This is a genomic window from Mesotoga infera, assembly GCA_011045915.1.
Taxonomy (GTDB): Bacteria; Thermotogota; Thermotogae; order Petrotogales; family Kosmotogaceae; genus Mesotoga; species Mesotoga infera_D.
Window position 1 is genome coordinate 1 of the sequence record DSBT01000021.1, and the last position, 3,818, is coordinate 3,818.

The window sequence follows — 3,818 nt, forward strand, 5'->3', positions numbered from 1 at the left end:
AAGACCTGAAGTATATCTTCACGACATTCCCAATAGAGAAACGAGAGCAGGAAAGAGAGTATGGGGCTTACTTATCCAGAGACCTTGCCCTGAAGTACTTTGAAGAGTACAGACCGAAACTCTCCGGGAGGCAATGAGAAATGAATCATACGCAAGCAAAGGCACTGAGGGTTCTGAAAATTATGCAGAATTTGGAGAGTGACGGAGTAGATACTGTCGTTCTCAAAGGATTTGACAGCGATGTGCTAAAGGAATTGCAGAAAAGCAACCCTCCCTTCTGCTTATTTGAAGAAGACTCCTGTCTTGATTTCAGATGGTACAGAGAGAGTGTCAGACCAGAGAACTTAATCAATCTGATGAACTCTCTGCAGGGCAAGAAGGTTGCTATGACCAATTGGTTCTATGCGGTCATCTATAGCCTTGCAAGAATCCTGCGAAGAGTACTAGGTAAGAAAATCGTCGCAATATACTGTAACGCTGAGCCAAATGATCACATATACTTACCTTCCTCCGAGACTGTTCTAGACGATGACGAAAGAGAGATATTTGACTGTAATAAGGATAGAATAACCTTTCATAATGATCCATCAGACTCGCTAGAGGTCTTCCGTTTGTACGACCCTCCTAAAATTACAGATGTGCTCAACTTCGATACACTTATCTCAACAGTATCTGGGAAAAATGTGAAGGTAATTGACAACAACAGCAAGTTTGAAGCCCTGCTCAAATCCAAAGGGCTAAAAGTTGTAGCTGGGTTTAGCAACGATATTGACTACATAATAACTTCTCGTAATGATAGTGAATATGAATTCAAGCTAGCAGAAATAGCGAATCTACTTGAGTGTTCAGGCAAAAAGGTTGCGATACTTAGATTTTCAGGATATTACTCTCAGTCCGACAAGACTAGTGGTATTGATCTTCACGAGTATCTGAGAAACAATTTTCTGTATGAGATCTTTATTCAATACCCCGTGTATACTGCTGAAGGATCAAGAACCTCAATTTCTCAAGAGGTTCTCATCCGTTACTTGATAGATCAGCACTTCGAAGAGAAACCGAAGGACCTGTTCTTCATAGCTTCAACAGGATCTGGAAAGTCTTTAATTTATCAACTGGTCTCATCCGTACTAAAAGACCTGGACAACTCCCTGACTATCGTGATTTCTCCTTTAAAGGCCCTGATGGAAGATCAGGTATTCGGTATGCGAAAATACAGAGGGTTCAGAGCTGAATATGTGAATTCAAGTCTAACGTATGAGGAAAGAACAACTATACTTCAAAAAGTGAAAGATGGAGAGGTTGACATCCTTTACCTTTCACCAGAAACGTTCATTCAGCATCGCATAGAAAATCTGATAGGTTCTCGAAAAATCGGTCTATTTGCTGTTGATGAAGCTCACTTAGTTAATACTTGGGGACGCACTTTCAGAGTTGATTATGGCTATATTGGCGATCAGTTGAAAGTTCTTCGCAAGAAGGAACAATTCCCCATACTTGCAACTACAGCTACAGCCATTTTCGGAGGTCCATTAGATACTGTTGCTGAAATTGCAGGGAGTCTGGCTATGAAAAATCCGTGGGTAGTTCTAACAGATGTTAAGCGGCACAATATTGAGATTAAGATAGAACACTTGCAAGCGGCTGGTGAAAAGATGAATAGGTTGGACAAAATTGAAGACACTGTTCAAAAAGTGAAAGAACTCGTGGAGAGGAATGTGAAAACTATTGTCTATTGCCCTTTTGTCAATCAGGCGGAGGATATAAAAATCAGGTTGGAAGCATTTGACAGTATTAGAGATAAAGTGGGTATCTATACTGGCAGGACTGACGATGATGATAGAAAGCACAACTATCATTCATTTAATAAAGGCGACTATAGAGTAATAGTTGCGACCAAAGCATTCGGGATGGGTATAGACATCGATGATATTGAGACCGTGTACCATCACTGTGTTCCGAACATACTTATGGACTACGTACAGGAAATAGGGCGTGGAGGAAGAAACAACGAACAAGCCTATGCGATTACACGTTACTTAGGATCTGATCCCGGGAATGGTTATCTGCTCTCATCACTCTCCATACCGCAACAATGGAAACTGAACCATATCATAAACCACATTGCGAACCAAGTAAGAGAAGCTGTGGATCGGAATAACAGGTCGAACAAGGTTGATGTAACTGTGTCCCTTGACGACATAAAATACCTACTCTTCACAGGAAATAAATGGGATGAGGATCAGCTGAGGAACAAAGCTCGTGTCGCATTGTACCTCATTCAAAAAGATCTTGAAACCAGAAAGAACAGGCCAATAATCTATCGTAAAGGGGAGAACTATCAGTACATGTATTTCACGGCAGCAGAGGAAATTGCCAAGGATTTAATGGAGAAATTTCCTGAAATAAGAGAGTATGATAAACCTTACACTAGGAAAAGTATGTACACTGATCAAGAGATCAGATCAGAGGGTTCTGTATATATTGTTGATGTTAGAAACCTCTGGGAAAAATACTTCAGGGAAATGAACATCTCCAAACTAGTATGGATGATTGTTAATAGACCCCAAGAAATATTCGGGGCAGAGATCCATCCAAAAATCAAAGCAGAGGTTTCTCTTATGAAGCCGCTTAATGCCATAAAAACTGCTTATGACAATCTGCTCCTCCTCGTTGACCAACTTGCTAACAAGACACCCCGACAGACTTCCCTGGAAGACTTCGAGGCTAATATAGCTAATATACTCAAGAATTTTCCAAATTTGGCCAGAAGAGAAGAAATGCGAGCAATAATCCTGAACTACTTCTCAGAGCAACTAATGAAAGGAGTCCAGACAAATCCTGGCTACTATTTTTGGAAGCAAGGTGACGCGTTCAACCGAAGGCTTGTGAGGAAGGATGAATTTGTTGTGATGCAAAGCAAACGAACCTGGGAGTTAGCTTTTTCCAGCGTTTTTCACGACGGACTTGATAATCATCTAATACTATACTTCAATGCTGGCAACGATGAAGATACAAGAGTCAAGAAGAATCTGTTAAACGTTCTAGACATAATGAATCTAGTCTCGACACACTTCAGTGGCGGAGACAGTACAATAATGCAGATCGCTTGCCTAGACAAGACGGCTTTGCTACGAATGGCTAGCAACTATTCTTGCGAGCTTACCAAACGAATAAAGAAGAGAATAGACCTTGAGTTGAGAATAGCAAAAGCCTTTTATGGGGCTCAGATCGATAACGTTGAAAGATGGGATTTCATTGAACAATACCTTTGTGGACAGCTGGATCTATCAACTCTTGATAGCGTGAGAGATCCCGCGCTTCCGAAAACTGACGGATTAGAATCCTAGCAGTATCTGAAACTAACGACTTGGAAATGTACAAAGAACACGACATAAATGAAGTGAATTCTTCCACTTGATTAGTGTAGGTACTGAGTAGTCGAAATTGCAAAAAAGAACAAGTGAAACTCTTTCAAAAGAGGTGATCCTATGTCCATTAACCCGGTTGTCTTCAGCAAAGAGACCTTCGAGAGCTTTACAGATTTTCTAATTAGCACACTAAATATCGCAGATGAAGGTCTGGAGAACCAACTCAAGGATCTAATAGCCTATGATCTTCTAAGAGGATCTCGCCTGGTTAATGGACCATACATCTACCTTAATCGCCCTTTCGTAAAAGGCAAAAGCATAAGAGATTTCACGGAAGCACTCAACCTTGATCCGGTATTGAATACAGTTTTCACATACGAAAACTTACATAAGCATCAGGAAGAAGCAGCCGAGAGCATTGTAAACAAACATCACACCATAGTCTCAACA

The 3,818-nt window shown here is 40.8% G+C and carries 2 protein-coding genes; both read left to right on the plus strand.

All coding sequences use genetic code 11. The features are described 5' to 3' along the window. Positions 1–140: 140 nt before the first annotated feature. A complete protein-coding gene (locus ENN47_00695) occupies positions 141–3,347 on the plus strand; it encodes an ATP-dependent DNA helicase RecQ (protein ID HDP76710.1) in 3,207 nt (1,068 codons plus the stop codon). Positions 3,348–3,488: 141 nt separating this feature from the next. Beyond that, the coding region (locus tag ENN47_00700; GenBank protein ID HDP76711.1) for a hypothetical protein at positions 3,489–3,818 on the plus strand (330 nt) is incomplete at its 3' end.

Excerpts from the sequence above, each read along its gene's own strand:
- ENN47_00695 (HDP76710.1), top strand. The coding sequence starts at position 141 with ATGAATCATACGCAAGCAAAGGCACTGAGGGTTCTGAAAATTATGCAG.